Raw genomic sequence first — 245 nt, 5'->3', positions numbered from 1 at the left:
ACATTAGAAGATGGTGGTACGGTTGATTTATCTAATTACTTAGACAATACAGATAATCAAAAGATATCTGACTTTAGTTTGAATGGTACTATCTTAACTATTACTTTAGAAAATGGTAATACCCAAACTGTTGATATTGCTAGCTCTAGTTCAGATGATCAAAAATTAAGTATTGATAATAACATCTTAACATTAGAAGATGGTGGTACGGTTGATTTATCTAATTACTTAGACAATACAGATAA

At 28.6% G+C, this 245-nt stretch carries 1 protein-coding gene; it reads left to right on the top strand.

Annotated elements, in window-relative coordinates; all coding sequences use genetic code 11:
- The coding region (locus EGM88_RS15880; RefSeq protein ID WP_162497599.1) for a hypothetical protein at positions 1–245 on the top strand (245 nt) is incomplete at both ends.

Source organism: Aureibaculum marinum, from assembly GCF_003813905.1.
In the GTDB taxonomy this organism is placed as follows: domain Bacteria; phylum Bacteroidota; class Bacteroidia; order Flavobacteriales; family Flavobacteriaceae; genus Aureibaculum; species Aureibaculum marinum.
Note: the sequence above shows the minus strand (reverse complement) of the source record. Positions and strands in the feature narration are given on the sequence as shown.